The sequence below is a fragment of the Indolivaga alginatilytica genome (assembly GCF_003201355.1).
GTDB lineage: Bacteria > Bacteroidota > Bacteroidia > Bacteroidales > Dysgonomonadaceae > Dysgonomonas_A > Dysgonomonas_A alginatilytica.
In genome coordinates this window covers 60,938-86,352 of sequence record NZ_QICL01000007.1, presented here as the reverse complement: position 1 = coordinate 86,352, position 25,415 = coordinate 60,938, and the positions used below count along the sequence as shown (strand labels likewise).

At 37.8% G+C, this 25,415-nt stretch carries 16 protein-coding genes; 5 read left to right on the top strand and 11 right to left on the bottom strand.

Annotated features, from left to right (window positions below; translation table 11 throughout):
• Window positions 1-208 precede the first annotated feature (208 nt).
• The 5 genes from bglX to CLV62_RS07665 all read right to left on the bottom strand — a co-directional run bounded on the left by bglX (window position 209) and on the right by CLV62_RS07665 (window position 9,242).
• Window positions 209-2,428, bottom strand: coding sequence for a beta-glucosidase BglX (gene bglX / locus CLV62_RS07685; RefSeq protein WP_110310202.1), 2,220 nt, complete (start codon window positions 2,426-2,428; stop codon window positions 209-211).
• 32 nt (window positions 2,429-2,460) lie between these two features.
• The gene (locus CLV62_RS07680) at window positions 2,461-3,543 is read right to left on the bottom strand and encodes a family 16 glycosylhydrolase (protein WP_170120033.1); all 1,083 of its coding nucleotides are present in this window, start codon (window positions 3,541-3,543) and stop codon (window positions 2,461-2,463) included.
• A 124-nt stretch (window positions 3,544-3,667) separates the two neighbouring features.
• The gene (locus CLV62_RS07675; RefSeq protein ID WP_110310201.1) at window positions 3,668-4,540 is read right to left on the bottom strand and encodes a hypothetical protein; all 873 of its coding nucleotides are present in this window, start codon (window positions 4,538-4,540) and stop codon (window positions 3,668-3,670) included.
• A 24-nt stretch (window positions 4,541-4,564) separates the two neighbouring features.
• Window positions 4,565-6,076 carry a RagB/SusD family nutrient uptake outer membrane protein gene (locus CLV62_RS07670; protein WP_110310200.1) on the bottom strand — a complete coding sequence of 504 codons (1,512 nt, stop codon included), beginning with the start codon at window positions 6,074-6,076 and terminating at the stop codon, window positions 4,565-4,567.
• A 19-nt stretch (window positions 6,077-6,095) separates the two neighbouring features.
• A complete protein-coding gene (locus CLV62_RS07665; RefSeq protein ID WP_245904047.1) occupies window positions 6,096-9,242 on the bottom strand; it encodes a SusC/RagA family TonB-linked outer membrane protein in 3,147 nt (1,048 codons plus the stop codon).
• Between the two features lie 270 nt (window positions 9,243-9,512).
• Here CLV62_RS07665 and CLV62_RS07660 point away from each other — a divergent pair, with 270 nt between their 5' ends.
• Window positions 9,513-12,344 (top strand): triple tyrosine motif-containing protein, encoded by a 2,832-nt coding sequence (locus CLV62_RS07660; RefSeq protein WP_245904046.1) that lies wholly within the window; start codon window positions 9,513-9,515, stop codon window positions 12,342-12,344.
• Between the two features lie 642 nt (window positions 12,345-12,986).
• On the opposite strand, the gene CLV62_RS21490 is transcribed toward CLV62_RS07660, so the two are convergent.
• Window positions 12,987-13,244, bottom strand: coding sequence for a hypothetical protein (locus CLV62_RS21490; RefSeq protein ID WP_146212715.1), 258 nt, complete (start codon window positions 13,242-13,244; stop codon window positions 12,987-12,989).
• 339 nt (window positions 13,245-13,583) lie between these two features.
• Here CLV62_RS21490 and CLV62_RS07655 point away from each other — a divergent pair, with 339 nt between their 5' ends.
• The 3 genes from CLV62_RS07655 to CLV62_RS07645 all read left to right on the top strand — a co-directional run bounded on the left by CLV62_RS07655 (window position 13,584) and on the right by CLV62_RS07645 (window position 16,709).
• Window positions 13,584-14,801 carry a quaternary amine ABC transporter ATP-binding protein gene (locus tag CLV62_RS07655; RefSeq protein ID WP_110310198.1) on the top strand — a complete coding sequence of 406 codons (1,218 nt, stop codon included), beginning with the start codon at window positions 13,584-13,586 and terminating at the stop codon, window positions 14,799-14,801.
• 169 nt (window positions 14,802-14,970) lie between these two features.
• Entirely contained in the window at window positions 14,971-15,852 is an 882-nt protein-coding gene (locus CLV62_RS07650; RefSeq protein WP_110310197.1) for an ABC transporter permease, read from the top strand.
• Window positions 15,852-16,709: a glycine betaine ABC transporter substrate-binding protein gene (locus CLV62_RS07645; protein ID WP_110310196.1), complete on the top strand. Its 858-nt coding sequence runs from the start codon at window positions 15,852-15,854 to the stop codon at window positions 16,707-16,709. Before CLV62_RS07650 ends, CLV62_RS07645 begins: the two co-directional genes overlap by 1 nt.
• Window positions 16,710-16,773: 64 nt before the next feature.
• On the opposite strand, the gene CLV62_RS07640 is transcribed toward CLV62_RS07645, so the two are convergent.
• The 3 genes from CLV62_RS07640 to CLV62_RS07630 all read right to left on the bottom strand — a co-directional run bounded on the left by CLV62_RS07640 (window position 16,774) and on the right by CLV62_RS07630 (window position 20,316).
• Window positions 16,774-18,015 (bottom strand): MFS transporter, encoded by a 1,242-nt coding sequence (locus tag CLV62_RS07640; protein WP_110310195.1) that lies wholly within the window; start codon window positions 18,013-18,015, stop codon window positions 16,774-16,776.
• Window positions 18,016-18,216: 201 nt separating this feature from the next.
• Window positions 18,217-18,996, bottom strand: a complete 780-nt coding sequence (locus CLV62_RS07635; RefSeq protein WP_110310194.1) for a gluconate 5-dehydrogenase — start codon at window positions 18,994-18,996, stop codon at window positions 18,217-18,219.
• A 165-nt stretch (window positions 18,997-19,161) separates the two neighbouring features.
• Window positions 19,162-20,316 (bottom strand): DUF4861 domain-containing protein, encoded by a 1,155-nt coding sequence (locus CLV62_RS07630; protein ID WP_110310193.1) that lies wholly within the window; start codon window positions 20,314-20,316, stop codon window positions 19,162-19,164.
• Between the two features lie 569 nt (window positions 20,317-20,885).
• On the opposite strand from CLV62_RS07630, the gene CLV62_RS07625 reads away from it, so the two are divergent.
• On the top strand, window positions 20,886-21,323 hold the full coding sequence (locus CLV62_RS07625) for a helix-turn-helix domain-containing protein (protein WP_110310192.1): 438 nt from the start codon (window positions 20,886-20,888) through the stop codon (window positions 21,321-21,323).
• 70 nt (window positions 21,324-21,393) lie between these two features.
• On the opposite strand, the gene CLV62_RS07620 is transcribed toward CLV62_RS07625, so the two are convergent.
• Both CLV62_RS07620 and CLV62_RS07615 read right to left on the bottom strand, forming a co-directional pair.
• Window positions 21,394-22,095 (bottom strand): porin family protein, encoded by a 702-nt coding sequence (locus CLV62_RS07620; RefSeq protein WP_110310191.1) that lies wholly within the window; start codon window positions 22,093-22,095, stop codon window positions 21,394-21,396.
• A gap of 436 nt (window positions 22,096-22,531) precedes the next feature.
• Window positions 22,532-25,354: an FAD-binding and (Fe-S)-binding domain-containing protein gene (locus tag CLV62_RS07615; RefSeq protein ID WP_110310190.1), complete on the bottom strand. Its 2,823-nt coding sequence runs from the start codon at window positions 25,352-25,354 to the stop codon at window positions 22,532-22,534.
• Window positions 25,355-25,415: the final 61 nt, after the last annotated feature.

The following is a 25,415-nucleotide window of genomic DNA, read 5'->3' as shown; positions in this document are numbered from 1 at the left end:
ACCTGTTTATTCCGTCTGTGAACCATTAGATGAGAACCACTTCAATTACTCTCTTGAAAATTAACAGTAATAACTCGGAATCCATGATTAAAAATATCAGCTATAAAATTTGCACAAAAAGGTGAGTACCGCAGTTCTCATCTATGATTCACTTTTAATAAATTATAAGACATCTCCACCGAAATGCTGTAATAATATTTTTCAGTTCTTATTGAATCGAGAATTTAGCTTTCAAACCCTCTTTACTACTTGAACTTATCCATAAATCGAAATCTCCGGCTTCTGCTTTTTTCACAAGATCTTTACCATAGAAAGCCAGATCGTCTGTTGTCAATTTAAATTCTACCGTTTTAGATTCTCCTGCTTTCAGGTCTACTCTTTGGAAACCTTTCAACTCTTTTACAGGACGAACGATTGAGCCAACTAAATCTCTTGTATAAAGTTGTACCACCTCAGTTCCATCTACATTACTCGTATTCTTAACTGTAACCTTTGCTGTAAGTTCTCCCCCCATCGGGATAGATGATGCGGATAAGACAAGGTTAGAGTAATCAAACGTGCTATATGATAAACCGTATCCGAATGGAAACAATGGATCTTTGCCCGAATCAAGATAGAAGGATGTATTTCCCAATGATGTTTGCCCTGCTTCTCTAGGTATCTCATCTAAAGCCATTACATTTTCGGGGGCTGGACGTCCTGTGTTGAAATGATTATAATACATTGGTATCTGACCTACTTCTCTAACAAATGTAGCCGGAAGTTTTCCGCTTGGATTGGCTTTCCCGAACAACAAATCCAAGATAGCAGGTCCCCCCATTGTTCCGGGATGGAAGTTATAAAGAACTGCGTCTGCATAAGGCAAATCGCGTTCGATAGTCAATGGGCGACCTGCCATGATAACTAAAACAACAGGTTTACCAACACTTTTTACAGCTTTCAACAGGTCTGATTGCACTCCTATCAAATTAATATTCGATAAAGAGTGAGCTTCTCCCGATAGAATAGCTTCTTCACCTAAAAATACTATGGCAACATCAGCCGAAGCTGCTGCTTGTCTCGCTTTTTCAAAGTTTGCTGTATTTTTATCACGACTAAATGATAATGCAGGTTCGTATATATAGTTTATATTGCTATAAGTAGTCTGTAATGCTTTAAGGGGTGTAATTGTATGATTTTTGTCACCATCGAATACCCAAGTACCCATCTGATCGTGAGGAGCATCAGCTAATGGTCCTATAACTGCTATCTTTATATTTTCTTTTAATGGCAGTACATTATCATTTTTCAACAGAATTGCAGATTTAATAGCTGCGTCTTTTGCTGCCTGAAGATGTTCCGTTGAATATAATATAGACGCTTTGTTAGTATCTACATACGGATTATCGAATAATCCCATGCGGAATTTAACTCTCAATATATTACGTACCGAATTATCAACATCGGCAATAGAAACTTCGCCCGATTCAACCAATGCTTTCAAATGTTGCGAATACGCTCCACTTACCATCTCCATATCAAGACCTGCGTTTGCCGATATTTTTGCTACTTCTTTGGCATCTTTTGCAAATCCGTGAGCAAGCATTTCAGTCATTGAAGCCCAATCCGAAACTACAAACCCATCGAATTTCCAATCTTTACGAAGTACGTCTTTCAGTAAATATTCGTTTCCTGAAGCCGGTATACCGTCATTATCGTTAAAAGAGGTCATTAATGTTGCTGCACCTGCATCAATAGCTTTCTTAAATGGAACCAAGTATACATTGTGTAACAAATGAGGAGGTATATTTGTACTGTTATAGTCACGACCTCCTTCTGCTGCTCCGTAACCTATAAAGTGCTTTACGCAAGCTGCAATTGATGTAGGATCAGATAGGTTCTTTCCTTGAAAGCCTTTCACCATAGCTGCACCCAATTGACCTGCCAAATATGGATCTTCACCCAAACTTTCTGCAATACGTCCCCAACGTGCATCACGAGAAATATCTAACATAGGAGCGAATGTCCAGTTAACACCCAATTCGCGAGCCTCGGCTGCCGACACATGGGCTCCGTTCTCCACCGTTTGAGGATCAAATGACGCTGCCTGACCTAAGGGTATAGGGAATACAGTCTTGAAACCATGAATTACATCACGTCCGATAATCAAAGGAATACCCAAACGACTATTCTCCAAGGCGACCTTTTGTAATTCGTTTACTTCCTTAGGGGTAATTATATTGAGTAGAGATCCTACTTCTCCTTTTTTGATTTGCTGAACAAGATTATCACTCATTCCATTGAAGTTTAACTGATTCATCTGACCAATTTTCTCTTCAAGAGTCATCTTTGATAACAATTGCTCGATCTCTTTATCGTAATTCTTTTGCTGTGAATATCCTATAAACAGGTTTAATAAGTATAATATACTTAATAATTTGATCTTCATCCGTTCTATATTAATAATGTAAATAATAAACCTTAATTAATAAACTTATAATTCTCCTGAGTTCTGTTACCCTTCAAGGTTAGTATATATACGCTGTTTCGAGGTAGGTCAGAACAATCTATGCTTGTATAATCATCTTCTATTGATTTTGTTTTACACAGCCGGCCTTGTATATCGGTTATATGGAGGCTGGTTACCTCCCCATTTTTCACATTAAGTGAAAGAGATTTACTCTCTTTATTAAAAGTAAAAGGTATATTATTAATCTCTTCCTTTTCGACAGAAGCTGTCGCTTTGTTTTGGTACACCCTTACATAATCGATTTCGTATCTCGAGGGGAATATATCTTCTGCAACACCCTGAAGCCCACCCCAGTCACCACCTATCGCCAAATTTAACTTCAGATAGAAAGGTGCATTAAAAGGCCATGTTCTTTTGTCTCCCAGATGATCGTTCTTGAATGTAAAATATGCAACACCGTCAACATATCCTATAATCTGATCCTCTGTCCATTCCAGTCCGTAAACATGAAATTCGGTTTCTGCTTTTTGAATATCTTTTGTAGCTGTTTTCTCCGTGCCTATTTTATGATTGTACAGATCTGTATGAATTGAAGTCTGTGTTACATTAGGACGATAGCCTACATATTCCATTATATCTATTTCTCCATCAAGCGGCCATGCTGTAAAATTTTTAGGCATCATCCAGAATGCCGACCATGTACCTCTGCCTGCTGCAACTTTTATCCTTGCTTCGAAATATCCATATTTCCAAGATTCGGTTGTATTCATTCGTGCCGATACATAGTCCATTCCATAATACGGTTTCGGGCGTTTCAATGCAGTAATAATTAAATTACCTCCTTGAATTTTAGCCACCGTGTCAGTACCTGCCACACGATCAGTATAATACTGTAACTCGTTGTTTCCCCAACCATTGCCTCCGGTTTCAAACCACCATTTATCTCCCGGAAGAGGCAAAGAGCCATTGGAATTGGGGGCCTCATTAAATTCTTCCTGCCACACCAGATCATATCCTGCCGGAGCTTGGGATTTACAGAGTAAAGTGCTGTAAAACAAGCACACTATGGCTATAAATATATGTTTGTTTTTCATGGACATTTTGTCTTATAAGTATTGTTATCTATTTATTGCCGGATTTTTATTTGTAGGGGCAGACCTATGTGTCTGCCCTATATGGGTGAACACATAGGTTCACCCACCTACATCAAAACAAAACTTACTGTTTAACTTTAAATCTCATATACCAATTGATACCAGAACCTTTCCATTGCAGTTGCAAAGTATTTTCGGTTAGTTCCAATATTTCATATCGTACATTTCCTAATACATCCGGATGTGCTACATAACTCGGAAAACCTTTATTCGTAAAAGTGAGGTAAAGCTTACCGTCAGCATCCATATCCATAAACCATGTCTGTCCTGCAGGTTGTATATAAGGAACCGTTACTGCTACTGTTGATCCGTTAGGAAACAAATCGGGGGCCATTACTTTGGCAGCAGATTCATTTACGTAAATATCATTGTTGGCTTTCAGAGAATAGTCACGCTTCGCATTTAAGATGAAAGTCAGTTCATCATCATAAATACCTCTTCCTGCCAACTCATTAGGCCCTGCACTCCACCAGTTAGGAGTGGATGTAGTGGGCTCACCGCATCCTAAGTGACCTTGAACGGAAGAATCCCAGATCCAGACTTTGGGAGTATCTTTTCCCGTCAGTAAGTAAATGACAGGGTCATTAGACGCAACACTTACTTTAAAGGTTTTAGCTTCACTTAAACCTCCACGCCCATATGCCTGAATAGATCCATCATGCTCTCCTGCCCAAATATACTTAAATGGAAATGATCTTTTATTTGTTGACATAATCGAACCGTCAGCGTTTGTTAAAGCCCAATAAGGCGAAATAAGGTCGCTTGTAAAATCAAATTGTATTGTATTCGGATCTTCCGCACTAGGGGTCATCGTAAATTTGATGTCGTCAACCGATGGTGCATCACCGATACCTGGTTTATCTCCTACATCGGGATCGCATGCTGTAAACAACAGAGCCATACCCAGAAGACCTAATATATATTTTTTTGCTTTCATGATTTTCTAAAATTAAGGTTTCTATTAATATGGATTTTGAGTCAATGTACCTTGGGCTTTGTCAATCTCGGATTGAGGTATTGGCAAATGTTTTTTATTTGCAGTAAACCCTCTTGATCCCAATACTTGTTCAGCTTTTCCGAAACGTACCAAGTCCCAGAAACGGTGTCCCTCCAGTGCAAACTCCAAACGATTCTCTATCAGCAGATTGTCAAGAGTAGCTGTTTTTTTATAGTTCCCTGTATTATTATATGCCCTGCCTCTTACTTTATTTAAATATTCATCAGCTTGTGTTTGACTTCCTCCTGTGCGAACAAGCAACTCTGAAGCAATCAGTAATGTTTCAGAGAAACGGTATACACGATAGTTGTTTCTGTAGTTCAATTCCTTGGGAGCTGTCGACTTACTGTTTCCTCCCTGACGAGGCAAATATTTACGATTGAAATATCCTGTGTCATCGTAACGAGGATCGTAATTTGCACCGGGATACTCTTCTTTATGCTTGGCAAAGTTTAAAATACCTCCGTCTTTACGCTGATCGGCTGCTTCATAGGTATCATACAATGCCTTTTCAACCGGCTCGAAGCCCCATCCTCCTGCAAATTCAGGACTATTACTTATTCCATTAATACCGATAAGAGTAGGATATACACTACCTCCGGCAAATAAAGGATTATCCCAGCTTCGGGTAGCTAAATCGTCTGAATAGTTAACTTCAAAGATCGACTCTTTACTCCACTCACCTTTGTCTTCCCATATATCGCCAAACGAACTGTTCAAGTCATACGAACCTGCCCCTATTATCGACTGCATATCTTGTAAAACCTGCGGAAATTTAGCCTCATCGTTTTGATACATTACCACGTTAGCTCTCAACATCTGTGCTGCAGCTTTAGTAAATCGTCCCGTTTCTCCACTTACAACCGTCGAAGGAAGTTTATCTCCATCCAGAGCAAAGTTTAGGTCTTCGATGATCTTCGCATACAATTCGTCAGCTGATATCTGAGGTACCAGAAAAGGAGGTGTCGATGGGTTTACATCATAATGAGGAACATTACCCCATAATTTCCATAACCAAGAGTAATAGTACGCTCTTAAAGTATAGGCTTCGGCTAAGATTCTGTTTTTATTTGCAGGAGCCAGATTAGGTACATCATCGATACGATGTATTACAATATTCGCGCGGTTAATTCCCGAATAAAAGACAGTCCAAAGAGATTCGCAAACAAGCAGGGAATTTGCATTAAAGAACCGCATACGTTGCAAATGTTCATTATCCTTAGCATTACCACCACCTACACGTACATCGTCAGACATTACATCCGATACAAACTGAAGAGGGTTGTATTGCCCGAATGCCCAATCGGGCCATTGAAGCGGGGCATACGCAGCGATTAACCCCTGAGTAATCCGTTCTTCCGAGTTATAGAATTGCTCGGCTGGTATCTGTGTTGTTGGTGTAGACTCCAGAAAAGACTCTGTACAAGAGCTTAACATCAATAGGGAAGTCAGACCAAATATCAATATCTTTTTCATTGTGATTTCGTTTTAATAATTAAAATGTAATGTTTGCACCTACAGAGACTGTTCTGGCCTGAGGATATACCCCCCTGTCTACACCTAATGAGGTACCTCCCGATGAAATTTCAGGTTCAAAGCCTTCATACGAAGTGAATGTCAATAAGTTCTCTGCAGAAACATAAACCCTTACAGCTCCCAGATATGCTTTTTTAACAAGAGATGCAGGTAAACTATATCCGAGTTGTATGTTTTTAAGCCTCAAGAATGAGCCGTCTTTTACATATAGGTCGGACGATTTCCAGTTACCATTGTCATCAGTTAATGATAAACGGGGTATGGTATTTGAAGAACCCGGTCCAGTCCAACGATCCAACATATAGCCGGGTAAGTTAACGCTTGCAAGGTCAATCCTTCGTGTTCCGTCAAAAATATCATTACCCGATGTTCCTTGTAATATCATATTAAGATCAAAGCCTCTCCATTGTGCACCAATATTAAACCCGAACATCCAGTCAGGCATACCCTTACCTAATTTTGTGCGGTCATCATCATTAATCTTTCCGTCGCCGTTCAGGTCAATAAACCTCACATCCCCGGGTTGAGCATTTGGTTGTATCAGCTTACCGTCTTTATCTACATATTCGTTGATTTCTTGTTGGCTTTGGAAAATACCATTGGTTTTAAGTCCGTAAAAGAATGGGAACGGTTCGCCATTTTCTGCTCTTGTAATTGTACCGACACTATGTATGGCATCGTAATTAGCCCACCCGTTACTATTACCCAATTCAATTAATTCATTTTTGATATAAGAAACATTTCCACCTACATGTAGCGATACATCTGCCACTTTAAACTGGTATGAAGCATCAAACTCAACCCCTGTATTTTTCATATCACCCACATTACCCATAGGAGGGGTATCACCGATATACGCCGGTAAAGGCAATCTCATCAACATTCCATTGGTTCTTTTCTCAAACCAATCAACCGTGAATGATAAAGCTCCATTAAAGAAACGAGAGTCAAGGCCGATATTGGTTTGTTCCGATTCTTCCCATCCGATAGACTCATTAGGATATCCGTTAGGTTTAGAACCGGGAGCAACCACAATAGCGCCTTCTTTTCCTAAAATGTAGTTATTGCCTCCATTAATCATAGTTGTGTATAGAAAATTATCAATCTGGTCATTACCATTTTGTCCCCAGCTACCACGCAGTTTTAATGATGTTATGAAGTCGGGTCTGTCGGCCATGAATTTTTCATTCGTAATATTCCATCCCAACGAAACCGAGTAGAAATTAGCCCATTTGTTATTAGGTCCAAATTTCGAAGAACCATCACGGCGCATTGTTAATTCGCCCATGTATCTTTCCTGATAATTATAGCTCAAACGACCAAAATAAGAAGCTAAACGATAATATGGATCAGGATAACCCCATGCCCCTCTCGCCTGTTCCGGACGTTGAGTGAAACTTATGTTTGCTTTACCAGGGTCATTATCCATCAGTAAAGAACTTTCTCCTCTCAGATACTGTGCTCTAGCTGACAGGGCCGACTGACCTACCAAAAATGTAAAATGATGATCCTGGATATCTTTTACATAAGACAGTGTATTTTCAATTTGCCACGTAAAACCTCTATGCATCTCAGACCAAACTTTAGATTCGTCCAGATTGTTACTTTTTCCGAGAAAATAAGGTTGAAGGTATCCGTCTTTACCCCAGAACGCAAGATCGACGCCATAAGAGGATTTGAATTTAAGATTTTTATAAAGCTCTATTTCTCCCCAAAAATTTGCAAGAATCTTATCTGAATTATTTTTTTCGGGAGGTAACGATAAATAAGCTAACGGATTAGTTATTTCATTAAACTGATCACCTACTATTGTAAATACATTTCCGTTTCTATCTCTAACAGCATTCGGATGAGCAGCTAAGGTAGCCTCCGGGTCTTGCGCCAGTACAGTAAGTATCGGTGACAAAGCCAAAGCACTACCTAATACCGAACCAAACTCACTATTTGTACCAATACCCGTAGAATTAATACGACCATATGTAAGGTTACTTCCTATCTTAAGAGAAGAAAGAACACTTCGGGTCTTCGACTCATCGAATACAGTATAATTATTATTCAAACGAATAGAATATCTTTCATAATTAGATCTGTCGAAGTTACCGCCTACGATACCTTCTTGGTTGAAATATCCGAATGACAGATAATAGTTTCCTTTGTCACTACCACCTGCTACACTCACCTGATGTTCGTACATCGGTGCATCGGCATTGAATACTTCTTTCTGCCAGTCAGTACCTCTGCCATATGATTGAGGATCGCTATAGATAGGAGCTTTACCCGAATTCATATTTTGCTCGTTCATCAAGATAGCATATTCGGTAGCATCAAGTACAGCTCTTTTTTTGGCTGCGTTTTGCCATCCGTAATTGAAGTTGTAATTAACTATGGTTTTTCCTGATTTCCCTTGTCTGGTAGTTACAAGGATTACCCCATTCGCTCCACGTGTTCCATAGATGGCAGCAGAAGCTGCATCCTTAAGCACTTCTACAGAAAGCACATCCGCAGGGTTGACATTATCGATACCTCCCGAAATAGGCATTCCGTCTACAATGTATAGAGGATCACTGTTATTAATGGTACCGATACCACGGATACGTACTTTCGAGCCGTCACCGGGTTGTCCTGATGCTTGGGTAATGTTCACCCCTGACACCATTCCTTTCAGCACATTATCTATACGTGTAGGAGCTTTTAGAGCTAAATCGTCCCCTTTTACACTACTGATAGCAGCTGTAACTACGCTTTTCTTCTGAACGCCGTAACCTACGATAACAACTTCATCAATAAGTTTTGTAGCTTCCTTTAACTTTACATTTAAAGATTGAGAAGAAGCTCTAACTTCGAGGTTTTCATAACCCAGATAACTAAATACGAGATCCGAATTAATAGGAGCGTTTATTTGGAAAGCTCCATCGAGATCGGTTACTGATCCGTTAGATGTGTTTTTCTGAACAACAGATACTCCGACAAGAGCCTCGCCTGTTTGGGCATCTGTAACGATTCCTGTAATTTGATTGCTTTGTGCGAAAGCAATCATCGGGAAAAATATCAGGAACATAATAAGTCCTAACAATTGCCGATTGATAGCAAACATTTTTTTCTTCATGGTTTGATTTATTTAAAGGTTGGGCAGAAATCTATAATCTGCAGAAATCTTCTTTTCGGTGGATGAAGATATTGTGTCAAGTATCTTTCTTAAAAATTTTAACTACGTCAAAAACTCAAAAAACAAAATCTTGTATACGACAAGACTACTACATACTAAATATAATTTACTTAAAATTAAATTTTTACAGATAAAAAACATACTTCAAAAAACTTTTTTTTACATTTGAAAATGTTTTACAACTTAGTGTGCTTTTAACTATTAGAAACTATGAGAGATCGACTATATATAATTTATTGCTTATTGTTGTTTTCATTACCAACTTTTGCGTCTTGGCAACGAAACATTATCAACCACGAAAGAAACACCTACAAAGGTGGTTTTCAGAACTGGATGGTTGAACAAGCCAATAATCAGTGGATGTATTTCGCCAATACAAACGGACTGCTCCAATTTGATGGTGTAAACTGGAACTTATATCCTATAAAAAATAAAATTGTGAGATCAGTGGAGATCACGGGAAAGAGAATATATGTAGGCGGAAGCTCCGAATTTGGCTATTTTGAGCCAAATAGTATCGGATTACCAACCTATTATTCTCTTTCGGATAAACTTTCCAACTGGTGGGGCGAAGTTTGGAGTATATATACAATAGATAATCAAACCTATTTTCTAGATGACGGAAATATTCTCATCTATAATACCTCAAAAGATACAATTGAAAAAATAACCACTAATTACAAAATAGACTGTTCTACTCTTATTAATAACAAGATATACTTAGGAACAACCGAAGGTATATTTTTTCTCAACCATAGAAATAAGGTCGAACTTCTTGCACCATCTGAAGTTTTAAAAGGAAAAAAAATTGTAGAACTGCTATCTTATGACAATAAAATATTAGTAATTACAGCACGCAATGGGCTGTATTTGCTCGACAACTCATGGTGCGAAAATATACAATCAATAGCAGATAATTTTATTGCTAAAAATCAATTGTTTTGCGCATCACTTGCAGAGTCACAAGTAGCACTGGGATCAGTTCAGAATGGTGTATTCTTATTTGATTTGAAAAAGAAAGAGTATCATGAGGTGTTTAATCTGACAAACGGATTGAGCAATAACACTGTCCTGAGTTCTACTTTCGATCGAAATCACAATCTTTGGCTAGGGCTCGATAAAGGCATTAGCTATATTGATCTGCAATCGCCCATACGTCCGATGTTTGCGATAAACTCACCTATTGGAACAGGATATTGCTCCGCTTTATTTAATAATGAATTGTATTTGGGTACGAATCAAGGATTATATAAGATGGGCAAGAATGGAGAATATCAGCTCATAAAAGATTCGGAAGGACAAATATGGTCACTGACAATTTATGACAATACTTTATTCTGTGGAGGCGATAATGGTATTACTGTAATTTCGCCACAGTCAACCTATAAGATAAATCTGACAGGTATATGGGAAATACATCCTCTGGCATCTAATCCCAATCGCATGATTGCAGGGGCTTATTCGGGATTCAGGATTTTGGAAAAGAAAAACGGCATCTGGCAATTCTCCCATAATGTTGCGAATTTCTTCAATTCATCCAGAGGATTTATTGAAGATGAGATAAATAATACTTTCTGGGTAGTAAACATGGGTACTTCCATACAAAGAATTACATTGAACAACACTCAAGATTCTCTTATCAACCGTAAAGAGTATAATCTAAAAGACATAATAATAGGAGAAAACACCACTTTCAGAAAGATTGATAACAACCTTGTTATATGTGCATTGGACGGTATTTATCAATATAGCCGTATATCCGATAATTTCGATCGTTATGCACAACTTGAAAAGCTACTTGATGGAAGTAAGTATTATGAATATTTGAAGGTTGACGAACTAAAAAACATATGGTACGTATCAGATAAAAGCCTTAAACTATTACCCTATGGAAAGGATGGATATAATAAGAATACCTTTAATATCGGTTTGGCAAATGACCTTATCAGTGGTTATGAAAATGTTACCTTACTAGATTCAATATCTGCGATTGTAGCCGTAGATAAAGCTTTTGTGAAAGTAGACCTATCATCAGACCATAAAAGAAATACCAGTCTGAATATAGCCATCCGTAAACTTGTGGCGACAAGTAATGATAGTACCCTTTATTATGGTAATTCGTCCGAACCAATTAGAATACCCTATTCACTCAACTCAATCAATATTCATTTTGCAGCCACTGAATATTCTAAGAACGAAGATATTCTTTATTCGTACCGATTAAGAGGGATAGATGAGAAATGGAGTACTCCCGCACCAAAAACAATTAAAGAATATACAAACCTGATAGAAGGTGAATACACCTTTGAAGTTAAAGCTTTTATAAAAGGAGAGCATACAGCCGGAGAAACGACCCGCATCAAATTCGAAATTCTATCGCCGTGGTACCGATCGATGTGGGCATGGATTGTATATGGTTTATTTTTATTGTTGATATCCTATTATATATATAAGAGGACAATAGGAAAGCAGAAAAAAATAATCAACGAAAAGGGTGAATTACTTATCGCCCAAAGCAAGCAATACGAAGAAGAGCGTATGCTTAAAGATAAAAAAATATATGAATTACAGAATGAGAACCTCAAGACAAAGCTTCATTATAAGACACAGGAATTATCGGGCTATATACTGAATATTGTGCGTAAAAATGAAATGCTGGAGGATGTCAGAAAAAATGTAATGAGTATCTCTAAATCTCTGGATGAGAATAAGCAAACAAGTGTCATTAAGCAAAAGGTCGTGCGATTGATCACTCAAATCAATAATAATATAGACCATGATAAAGACTTTGAGGTATTTCAATCGAACTTTAACCTTATACATAAAGACCTTTTTACTTTATTAGACAACAAATATCCTCATCTGACAAGAAACGACAAGATTCTATGTGCCTATTTGAAGATGAATCTTACATCGAAAGAAATAGCACCTCTTCTGAATATTTCGATTCGTGGAGTGGAAGTAAGCAGATATCGTTTGAGAAAGAAGATGAATCTGGATAAGGATCTCAATCTCTCTGATTTTTTACACAATTTAAAATAAGGTCACAGACCTTTTTGTGACTTCAGGTAGAAGACAATTTAGACTCACCTAAAATAAAACCTTCTCTAGAAATAAAGCATACAATAAGTAGTTGAAAGGTGGTAAAATTGAATTTTACCACCTTTTTTTATTGAAAAAAAGTCAACATTTGAGAGCTCACTATAACACACTAAAGAACAGCACTATGTCACCATTTCAACTAAATAAAAGCGCACCTACATTTTTAACTAAATTTCAATTAGAGACATTAAAGTCCTGATATTTAATTGTTTTTTTATATCTTTGCATTAATGGAGAGATTATTCTCTCATTATTCAGATTAGGTCAGCCGTGTATTTTTTGTCAAAAAATCGTTTGACAAAAACCTTTCGAAAATCTGAATTCTATTTATTTTTTTAGCATAACATCTTTGGACTCCAATAATCATTCGAGATGATTTGTCCTAACGTGTGTTGTTATGCACCTGATGTATAATAATTGTTTTATTTAACACCCGAACCAATTAAGGTCTCAGACCTTTTTATTGTTTTGGTAAGTATAAAAATTAGAGTTAATTGTCTCTATGGAATATGGCTTTTAATATTTCATGCTACTTATTTATACCAATCAGTAGTTGAATTGTCTGTAATAAACATTCTTCTTTTACTGACGCACCTCTAACGAGGTTTGTCTTTCATTTTGCCTTGATGCAAAACGAAACAAAAGATCAAGACTGTGCCTCTTTACACGACCCGATAAGTGTTTGAAAGCGAAAACAAAAAAATACTTTTGAGACTGATTTCTTTTTGTTTTTTTACGCTTTCCTCTCACATCGGGTGCCCCGTGCAACCGACAAGGTCGGAGAGCCTGACGGGCGTAAGCAAAGCCGACGTTTACTTCGGGGGTGAGGCATCCGTTCAACGAAGCAGTCGATAAGAATAAAATAGAAAGAGTCCGACAGGACGGCTTATTTTATTCCGACGGCAAGTTGATAACGGATCACACCCGTAAGTGGTCGGCAAAGACTTTTTGGTTCCTTTTGCGGATTTGGGCAAAAGGAACACAAGCAATCTGTGATTGTGCGTAGATAATTCAACTACTGATTCGCATTATTTATAAATCCTTATCGAATGAGACTCCTATTGGTTATTTGGCTACCATAAAATAATTATTACCCCATCAATTGACTACAGCAAATTATAGTCAAAACAATTATCTAAGTGCTTAAGAGGTTAAGACCTTCAATTACATTCTTAAAATATGAGTAAAATAGAAATAAAAGATTTGTATCTGGTATTTGGTTCAGCCAAAAGACAGGCAATCAAAATGTTGAAAAGCGGAAGAAGCAAAAAAGAAATTCATTCAAAAACAAGATGTACCATTGCAGTAAACAATGCAAACCTTTCCATAAACGAAGGTGAAATATTTGTTATTATGGGATTATCGGGGAGTGGTAAATCGTCGCTCTTAAGATGCTTCAACATGCTGAATGTACCAACATCAGGATCATTAGTAATAGATGGGGAAGACATTACCAAAATGGATAAAGATGCTCTCCTCAATCTACGCAGAAAAAAGGTTGGTATGGTTTTCCAACATTTCGGATTACTTCCTCACCGTACCATTTTAGATAATGTTGCTTTCGGATTAGAAATACAAGGTCTGCCTCAGGAAGAGAGGCATAACAAAGCAAAGGAAATACTTAATATGGTAGGACTTTCGGGCTACGAAAGCTCATTTCCTCATCAATTAAGTGGAGGTATGCAGCAGCGTGTGGGTATTGCCCGTGCTATTGCTACCGATTCGCAGATATTATTGATGGACGAGGCGTTTAGTGCCTTAGATCCACTTATCCGAGCACAAATGCAGGATGAACTGGTGGAGATTCAACAATCTCTAAAAAAGACTATCATATTTATTACTCACGATTTGGATGAGGCAATCAAGGTCGGCAATACAATTGCAATAATGAAAGACGGGGTAATAGTACAGCAAGGTACACCCGAGGATATATTGCTTAATCCTGCTGATGATTACGTAAAAGCATTTATAGGAAATGTGGATATGGCTAAAATAATAACAGCATCGGCTATAAACGAACCTTTCAAAGCTCGAATATGGCAGGGAAAAGATGGTCCTGCTTCTGCACTCAGGTTGATGGAACGTCATTTACTTAAATTTCTCCCTGTTGTGGACCACTTAGGGCGTCTTATCGGATATGTAGGAGAGAAAGATATACGTAAAAAGATTGCCAATAAAGAAAACAATATTGATTCTATCGTGACAGATATACCTAAAGTTTCGATGGATACTTCTATTACTGACTTATTACCTTTATTTATTAATCAGAAATACCCTCTGGCTGTTGTCGATCACAAAGACCGTCCGGTCGGTTATATCCGACATTCGGATGTTGTATCGATGGTAACAGGTTATGACGATGATAAGGTACAATCAATCATAGAAAGTGCCAACTAAGGTCGCAGACCTTTTTATTGCTTTGGTGTAGGGGTGAATCTATGTGTTCACCCATCTGTATCGAGCTGACACATAGGTCTGCCCCTACGACTAAAAATATAGCATTAAATATTTAACGCTACTTAATAAGAATCAATATTTACAATACTAAAAAAGAAGAAAATATAATATGGAAAATTTAAATATAGGAAAATATGTGGAACACTTTGTCGATTGGCTTTCTGATGCAGGAGAGCCTGTTTTCCGACAAATAACCATTATTATCGAAAACTGCGTAGATGTTATGCAAGGGGCATTATTATCAATCCCTTTTTATATACTTATCGCATTATTCGCATTACTTACATTCTTTATCAAGAACAAAAGCTGTCGTAGATCGAATGTAACAAAAGCAAATGCAAAAGATATATTCGACCTGCCTATTTTTTGTATTTTAGGATTCCTCCTTATCTATTGGATGGGCTTTTGGGAAGAAACGATCAATACTTTAGTGTTGGTAATAGTTGCCACATTTATAATCCTACTCATTGGCATTCCTTTAGGAATCTGGTGTGCCCGCAATAAGAAGGTGAATGCTATTGTTAGACCCCTACTCGACCTCATGCAAACGATGCCTGCTTTTGTGTACCTTATTCCGGCAATCTTGTTTTTCTCGGTAGGAAACGTTCCGGGAGTAGTGGCTACAGTTATCTTCTCCCTACCTCCTGCGGTTCGTATGACTGCTCTGGGGATACGTGATGTACCTAAGGAAATAGTGGAAGCTTCCGTAGCCTTCGGATGTACCGGCAGACAGACTTTGTTTAAAGTACAGATACCATTAGCGATGGCAACCATATTGGCAGGAGTAAATCAGGTGATAATGTTAGCGTTATCTATGGTTGTTATTTCGTCTATGGTAGGAGCCGGAGGATTAGGAGAGAGTGTATATGCAGGTATTCAACAAGCAGACGTAGCTCTTGGTTTCGAAGCAGGGTTATGTATTGTAATTCTGGCTATTATACTTGATAGAACAACGCAATCAATTGGACAGAAGAAGGAGGTAGCAAAATAATGAAAAAGAATATACTATTTATATTATTGGCTTGCCTCATCGTTATGCCGTCTTGCCAACGTATAAAAAAACAAGACGTACTATTACTCTATCCCAATTGGGCAGAAGGTATAGCCATTACTAATCTGGCACAGATTATTCTCGAAGAAAAAGGATATACAGTCACTATTAAACGTTTGGAGTTAGGTCCGATCTATGCTTCGCTATCACGCGGTGATGCCGATGTATGTATGGACACATGGTTGCCCAACACTCATAAAGATTATTGGATAAAATATGGAAATAAGCTTGAGATTTTAGGTACTATGTTTGACGATGGTATAACAGGACTTGTGGTTCCTACTTATGTAGACATTAATTCGATAGAAGAATTAAACGCCAACAAAGACAAATTTAACGGAAAGATATACGGAATTGCATCGGGAGCCGGTATTTACAGAACTACCGAAGATGCAATCAAGGAATATAATCTGGAACTGACGCAGATTTCATCTTCTGAAACATCTATGATTACAGCCCTGAAAAAGGCTATTGCTCATAAAGAGTGGGTAGTTATCACAGGATGGAAGCCTCACTTTATGTGGGCTGAATATGACTTGAAACCTCTGAAAGATCCAAAGAATATTTATCCGAAAGACGAAATAAAGATTATTGCACGAAAAGGATTCTCAACGGATAAACCTGAACTTGCTAAATTCTTCACAAATTTCAGCATGGATGAGAAAATGCTCAATGAACTGATGAGTGATGTTTTAAAAGATAATGACCCAACTATTGGTGCTCGCATCTTTTATGATAAACACAAAGAACTTTTACAGTCGTGGGTCGTAAAAAAAGAAACAGCAAAGCAATTATAATCTTTATAAACCAAGACACAGATTATTAAAAAACTTGTATCAATTCAATACAGAAATAGCAGTTCTAGAGACTGCTATTTTTTTGTTTGGCTCTCTCATTTATTTTATAAATAAGAAAGATGCACACTACACTTAATGCAGCCACAATATATCCCAATATATTATAATTATGCAAAGGACTTTCGGGGGTGGCTTGTACCACTATAAATCCTGCCAACATGGCTGCTATACCATTAGACATTTGCTGAAGAGATGAACACAAGCTCATATACGCTCCCCTGTCTTTTATATTGGGAACTGACGTATTGAGTGAGGATGCAGGAACCATTCGGCTTGAAATACCAACAAACATACAGATATTTACAATAATCAATAAATAAAGAGGAATAGGTGTCAGATTAGTATATAAAATTGTAATTGTAATAGAAATAACCGACCCGATAAAAAACAGCTTAAACTTATCTATCTTATCGCTTAATTTACCTACTACAGGCATTATAATCATGGTAGCCATTCCCGTAAACATAAAAACCAAGGGTAGTTGTTCCTGAGTAACACCAACATTATTGATAAGAAAAGCACTACTAAACGGCATTAGCATAGAACCTCCAATGGAGATAAGCATAATAAGTACAAACCCAATTAAATAATTACTATTCGACAAGACGTTCCAGAATCGAATAAGAGCAGTCTCGGCGGTCTGCAACTTTAGATGTTCTGTTATTGGTTTCAGTTTAAACAGTATAATAGGACTAACAATGGTTGCCACTACTGCAATCATCAAGAAAGTAGAGTTCCATCCCCAATGATTCGCCAGAAATAGACCAACGGGTATACCTAGAATCTGACTACCGGCAAAAGCCATTTGAATATATCCCATTACCCGACCTCTTTGATTGAGTGCAAACAGATCGGATACAATTGCCAACGATATAGAACCTATAACACCTCCGAACAGCCCTGTTACGCTTCGTGCAACCAATAACATTTCGTAAGTAGAGGCTAATCCACATAGAAATGTTCCGATCACAAATCCACAATAAAAGAACAAAAGGAATTTTTTTCGGTCAAACCGATCGGCAAAGCCCGTTGCCAATAATCCTGAAATCCCTGCACAAAAAGCATAGCAAGAAACCAAAAGACCAAATTGTGAAGGCTCGATATTCAAAGTCTTCATCAGCATATCTCCTAATGGCGATATGATGGCAAAATCTATTATAATTGTAAATTGAAGGAAAGCTAATAGTATAACTACAAAAATCTGATAGGACGAGAATTCAGGCATCTCGGTTTTCTGTTGCTCCATGTAATATTTTCTTATTGATCTTTTATAAAACGAATATTAAATATATAAGTTTTACTAAACAAATAAAACTTATACTATCATTGAAGACGAAAAACTCTAAAATATATTTTAAGGTCAGTAATATTAATATAAAAATCCCATTATAACTGATTGTTACAATGGGATTTCAGTACTATTATAATTCGCAAATATTTTACGGGATCAAGGTTGTTTTCCGATATAAGCAAGAATACCACCATCTACGTAAAGAACGTGTCCGTTTACGAAGTTAGACGCATCTGATGCCAGGAATACAGCCGGTCCTGCCAAATCTTCGGGCGTTCCCCAACGGGCAGCAGGCGTTTTTGCGATGATGAAAGAGTTGAAAGGATGTCCTTCTTCTCTTAATGGTGCTGTTTGAGGTGTAGCAATATAACCCGGTCCTAAGCCGTTACATTGAATATTGAATTCTCCGTATTCTGAGGCAATATTACGTGTCAACATTTTTAAACCACCCTTTGCTGCTGCATAAGCCGATACTGTTTCACGTCCCAATTCGCTCATCATCGAACAGATATTAATAATTTTACCTGCCCCTTTTTTGATCATGCTTGGAATAACCGCCTTAGCTACAATAAAAGGACCGTTTAAATCTATATCGATTACCTGACGGAATTCTGCCGCCGACATTTCGATCATCGGTATGCGTTTGATGATTCCTGCATTGTTTACCAGAATATCGATTACACCTACTTCTTTTTCGATCTGTGCAACCATTGCATTTATCTGATCTTCGTTGGTTACATCGCTTACATAACCTTTAGCATCTATTCCTGCTTCTTTGTAGGCAGCTAAACCTTTGTCTACAAATTCTTGTTTCAGGTCATTGAAAACTATTTTTGCTCCTGCATCTGCCAGAGCCGAAGCAATAGCGAAGCCTATTCCGTAAGAAGCTCCTGTAACAAGGGCTACTTTTCCTTCTAAACAAAATTGATTTTTCATGTTATATCGTTGTTTTTAAGTTATCCGTTATTTTTCCATTTAAGTAATACAAAATATTTAATGCTATATTTTTAGTCGTAGGGGCAGACCTATGTGTCAGCCCGATACAGATGGGTGAACACATAGATTCACCCCTACACCAAAGCAATAAAAAGGTCTGAGACCTTAGAATTTTACAACAAGAGGTTGTTTTAAACCTTTAGAAAAATTACTTGTATATGTTTGGAATGCTGCTTCATCAGCAAAACCGAATTTGCTCCAGCCATATCCTGTATAATATACTATTGGTTGGTTAGCTTTGTAAGTTGCAACAGCCAACACGTGCGAATAAGCATCGTCCTTTTTAGTTTTAGCATTGGCTACTTTGTAGGTATCTACCACCATAGAGTCGATTCCGGCAGGGAATACCAATCCTAAGTAAACAGGACCTGCTTTTTCGCTTGGCTCTCTGTAGATGATATAGTCTTTTTCGGGAGAAACAATTATAGTATCGTTTGCCGGACGTTTTACGATTCCTGCGGCAACAGTCATGTCTTCCGCTACACCGTATTCCTGTACTACTTTCGAAAATTGAGAACCCGCATCAATGGAGAAAGTACGAGTTTCGCTATATGCTTTTCCATCTACATCAAGATCTTTATATGTTAACTTCAATGTGGTACGAAGCGGTCCGTTTTCCAATAATTCCTGAGAAGCAAAATTTTCGTTCAACCATAGTTTTCCATTTACAAATGGAGCCATAGCACCTGCTCCCAGCGAGCGACCTACTTTATAATCATCCAAGCCTTCGCCACGATCTTCGTGATAAGAGGCTGTTCCGGACAATTCATCTTTATACCATTTATCAATAATCATATCATTTGTACGTTTGTACCAAATATCCAGACCATTACTCGGCCCGTCGGAAGCGATAAGAGCCGGTCCGTAAATACGGAAAGCAACACGATCGTTTTCCCAGGCAAAGTCATCTTTACGCTCAGTAATAAAGCGACCGTAAGTTTGTGCTTTAAATTCTTGTTTCTCTCCTGCCGAAACTGTAAAAGTTACTGTTTCTTTAGCTTTTACTCCTGATTGAAAAACAAGTTTCCCATCATAAGTTACTTGTGAAGGAATGATTTCTCCCTTAGCGTTCTTTACAACATAAGCCTGACCTTCCGCCAGAGTTACTTTTGCTTTTACACCGTCTAATGATAATTCTACCAAATCGGTAGTTCGATCAAAATCACTTGGATTTTCGACTGTCACAGCCATTTCTTTGGGTTTACTGTTGCAAGATGCAAGCAGAACCGCTGCGAATAATAAATAAATTACTCTTTTCATCTTTTATAATTTTATTTTTAAATAAGTAGTCATTCTATTTTGTCTAAAACGAACGTATGTGTGCCCAAACACACATCTATTTATGGAGACAGACATGTCCATTCTCAAATAAGCTTATACGGATATTACTCTAATATGCAGATATTTAGAAATGTCTTTCATTTTCTCAAAAATAGATTCGGTTTATTTAGTTCCTAAAGGTAACAATAAGTGGCAAATTTCACAGTATTTTACAATAAAAAAGACTATAACATATTGTATTAAACGTAAAGTCAACAAGGCGTTATTATTTTGTATGTAATCTTCGAAGAGCAAAAAAGACCTTTGTGATTTTGAGCGTCAGTGTTAGAAAATATGACTCTAAAAGTCTGTTTGAAATCTGTAAAGAGTATAGGTAAGGATAGAAATCTTTCACCTGTAAATGAAATAAGGTAAAATCATAAAAATTTCTTTAATAATTTCATTAGATTTGTATATAATCTTAATTGAAAACGAAATTTAATTTTCAAATTTCATAAAACATATCTTTATAATACGCTATCATACTTGAAAATAAGAAAATATAGAATATGAAAGAGGACAACTTAAACGAAAGCAAACATTTAGGTGAGAATGTAAAACATTTGATGCGAGCATTCCATTTACAACAGAATGATCTGGCAGAAAATGCAGGTTATTCCGAAAGCCAGTTATCGAATGTACTGAGGAAAGCCGATATAGACGATGAATCGCTCGAACGTTTGGCAAAAGGACTCGGAAACGGTGTAACCACCGATATGATAAAAGCATACAATCACGAAGATACTGTAAGCTACATTATAAATAATTACACACAAACTGTAGCGGATGGTGGTAAGGGTACGCTTCAACAAAATAATAAATTTCAAGAAGGCAGTGCACAGACACAGACTAATTATAATTACCCCCTCGATGATATCAAAGACTTATATGAAAGGCTTTTAAAAGAAAAGGATAAGCAAATAGAAGACCTAAAAGCTAAACTTTAGAATTTGTTTAAATCTTATAAAAAAAGTTGCATCCGGATAGATGCAACTTCGAAAAAACTAATTAATTTATTTAAAACTTGTAACCAACCGTGAATGCCGCATTTCTATTCTTCCATCCTGTATTCATACCGGAAGATGCACTACCTGTATGAAGAGTGCGCAAACCTAATTCGTAATTAAAGTTGAACGAAAACCGTTTATATTCCAGACCAACTCCCCCAAGTAATCCATAATCGGTATCGCCTGATTTTTTAGATTCATACCGATTAGAAGTAACACTAGTTGTTCCATCTTCATTCCTACTTACCTCCCATGTTTCGTACGTACCTTTTCCTGATATTCCATAAGCAAAATAGCCTCCGGCATTAAAAGTTACATTTACATCCTTCGATAGAGGAACCCTATATCCCACGGTTAAAGGCAATTGAAGATACTTAAGCCTTCTGGAATCCTTCGACAGTGTATAGGTAAGACTATTCGGAGCTGGCGATAAATAAGAGGACGTTCCATTGTCAGCTCCTTTAGTTGTAAACTCAAGACCTGAGCTCAGAAAAAAGCCATTACGCAGAGCATACTCCATGGTTACTCCTCCATTAAATCCAATTATTCCATCCGTGTTATTCGGAGTGGAACCATTACCAATATTGAAGGTTGAGGAGTTAATACCTGCCTTAACACCGAATGTCCATGGTGATTCAGCCTTTTGTGCCTTAATTACGGGAGCTGCGCACAGACTGATTCCCGAGATAGCTAATAGTGCAAACGTTTTCATAAATTTAGGTTTAGTGATTTTAACGCTGCAAATCTAAGAGAAGTTTTAACAATCCAATACTGTCAAAAAAAGAATCATTGTTAAAGATTTAACTCAATTTACCCGATTTATATAAAAATGGGAATAGCAATCTCTTTTTATAAAAAATTTCATAATTGAAGATTCCGGATACATGAAAGTTTATCTATAAAATAGTATGCAAGAGTTACAAAACAATAAGAATTTGAGGATATGCTTATTTTACATGAAAAGGTGACAAATATAGAAATACCACAAAAAAAAGTTCCGCAGAAAAAGTGTTACTTTTGTTACTTTTGTAACCTTTTTAGCGACTACCCATTGATTATAAGATAATTAAAAAAGTAACAGCTACTACCTCAAGTGTCACCTTTTTGTGTAGTAGCTGTTACTTATGTGAGAAGAATGTATACAGGTGTTACCTTGTTACTTCATCGATCAGGTAAAATATCGACTTGAAATTTACATCACTATGTTCAGTCATTCCAATTTCGCAGGTGCGGCTGGTAGAGAAACCGTCTTTGCAACCGGCAGGAATTTGTTCTGCCAGATGCCTTTGCCCGTGCTTATTCAGTTCGGGATATGTGAACCCTCTGTCTCCGGCAAAGCCGCAACAATTGCTTTCGACCATGGCAACTTTGTGAGAGCACATTTTTGCCAACTTATACAGATTCTGTTCCATGCCGATTTTCTTAACCGAACAGACAGGGAATACGCTTACTACCTCACGGGGATTTTTAACAGGAAGCTTTGGCATCACAAAATCGAGCATAAACTCTATAGGGTCATATATCTTGATATCTTTATTAGTATATGCTTCGTGGAAGGTATAAAAACAAGGACTCATATCAAACAGGACGGGATATTTACCTCCTTCGGAAGCCTTATATAAAGCATCTTCTAATTCCTGAGACTTGCGTGCTCCTTCTTCTTTCAACCCTTTGCTAATGAATGCCATACCACAGCAGAGGGCATTAAGTGCTTCGGGGTAAATAATCGTAAAGCCTGCACGTTGAAGCAGTTCTTCCGTTTTGCGAGTCAATTCAACATCTTCCTTCTTGTAGTCCTTCGATTTACCCATCGTACGGTTAATACAGGATGGGAAATAAACGACCTTATTTTCTTGTCCGGGATTAGCTATTGTATGTTTGATTTTTCGTGCCCCCTTAGGCATATACTTATTCCATTTAGGCACAGAATTACATGTAAGGAAACGCATACTGTCTGCAATTCCACCCATCAAAGTATCTCCCAGTACTGTTTGGAAAAAGCCTACAATATTAAGTCCGCTTCTTCCTATATTTGTAATACCGGGCATATGATCGCCAATATATTCAGCTAAATCTATAGCTGTTTCGCTAGCTTCTCTATGGCGTAAATCTTTGATAAATTTTCCTGTATCTATCTTCACAGGGCAAGCCAATGCACAAAGACCATCGGTGGCACAGGTTTCGTTAGAAAAGTATTGTGCATCGTGCAACATCTTCTTCAATCTGTCAGGGTCTTCTCCGGCTGCTCTCAAACGGGATATTTCACGGGCAATTACAATCCGCTGACGTGGTGAAAGGGTCAATCCCTCCGAAACACAATTCGGCTCACAGAAACCACACTCCATACATTTGTCAACCAATTCATGAGCTTCGGGAAGTGGTTTCAGATTCTCTAAGTGAATTTTAGGATTCTCATTTATAATTACTCCCGGATTGATCAACTTCTTGGGGTCGAATATATTCTTGATGCGGAGCATTATCTTATAAGCCGCTTCGCCCCATTCTTTCTCTACAAACGGAGCCATATTGCGACCCGTTCCATGCTCAGCCTTTAGCGAGCCATCGAACTGATTCACTACAATATCCGACAAGTCATCCATCAGCTTAGCATAGCGCTCGACCTCAACGGGTGTCGAAAAATCCTGAGAGAAAACAAGGTGCAGGTTACCTTCTAAGGCATGACCGAATAAAACTGCATCCGTATATTCAAGTCTTTTAAAAAGGTCTTTTATAGCGAGACAAGCTTCTGCCAAACGGGGAACGGGGAATGCTACGTCTTCAATAAGACAGGTTGTTCCTGTTTTTCTTAATCCTCCTACTGATGAAAGCAAGCCTTTACGTGCTTTCCAGTTGAAATTATATTCTTTAGGATCGGATGTAAATACGTAGGGTTGATAGGTAGGAATAGAAGCAACCGCCTTACGAATTGCAGCTTCCTTCTGATCCATTTCTTCCTTTGTATTTGCTTGAATCTCTACTAATAATACACAAGTAGTTTCGGGTAGTTCTTTGAAATAAGCAGGTGCGTCGGGATCGTTTTCTACCGAGCGAATAGAATCTCTATCTAATAATTCGACAGCCGAAACAGGGCTTTCTTTTAATAAAGGAGTTGCTTCGCATGCTTTTTCTATAGTATCGAAAATCATCAAAGTACAAGCCTTGTATTTCTCATCTACAACGGTATGGTAGGTAAGATCGGATATAAAGGCAAGCGTTCCTTCTGCACCGATCATCAAATGCTTGATTATCTCAAATGGATCTTCGAAGTCGACCAAAGCATTGATACTGTAGCCTGTTGTATTTTTAATCTTAAATTTTCGTCTTATTCTTTCATCTAAAACACTATCAGCCTTTATATCATCTCTCAGTTTTTCTATCTCTCTGATGATCTCAGGATGTTTCTGAACGAAAGCCTGTTTACTATCATTATCAGCTGTATCGAGTATAGTTCCATCATACAGAACGATACGGATATCAGCTATTGTTTTATATGAATTTTGTGATGTTCCGCAGCACATACCACTGGCATTGTTAGAGGCAATGCCTCCAATCATAGCCGCATTAATGGAAGCGGGATCAGGCCCTATCTTTCGACCATACGGAACGAGAAAAACATTAGCTCTCGATCCTGTGATTCCCGGTTGAAGTCTTATTTTCAGACCATCGTCCAGTATAGAATACTTCTTCCAATGATGGGTTGCTACCATTAATACCGAATCGGTAATTGCCTGCCCCGATAGGCTTGTACCTGCTGCCCGATAGGTTACCGGAATATTGAGCCTACCCGTTTGACGGATTACCTCTACTGCCTCTTCTTCGGAATGTACCTGCACTACAAGTTTAGGAATAAGCCTGTAAAAACTTGCATCAGTGCCATATGCCAAAAGTTGAAGAGGATTTGTTATCAGACGTTTGGGGTCGATCTTTTTCGACAACTCGCCTATCAGCAATTCATAATTGGGGGGTAACATAGTATTTCGTGTTTTAGTTGATCTTAGTTTGGTCTTGTCTTATTTTAGAATGAATCGTTTT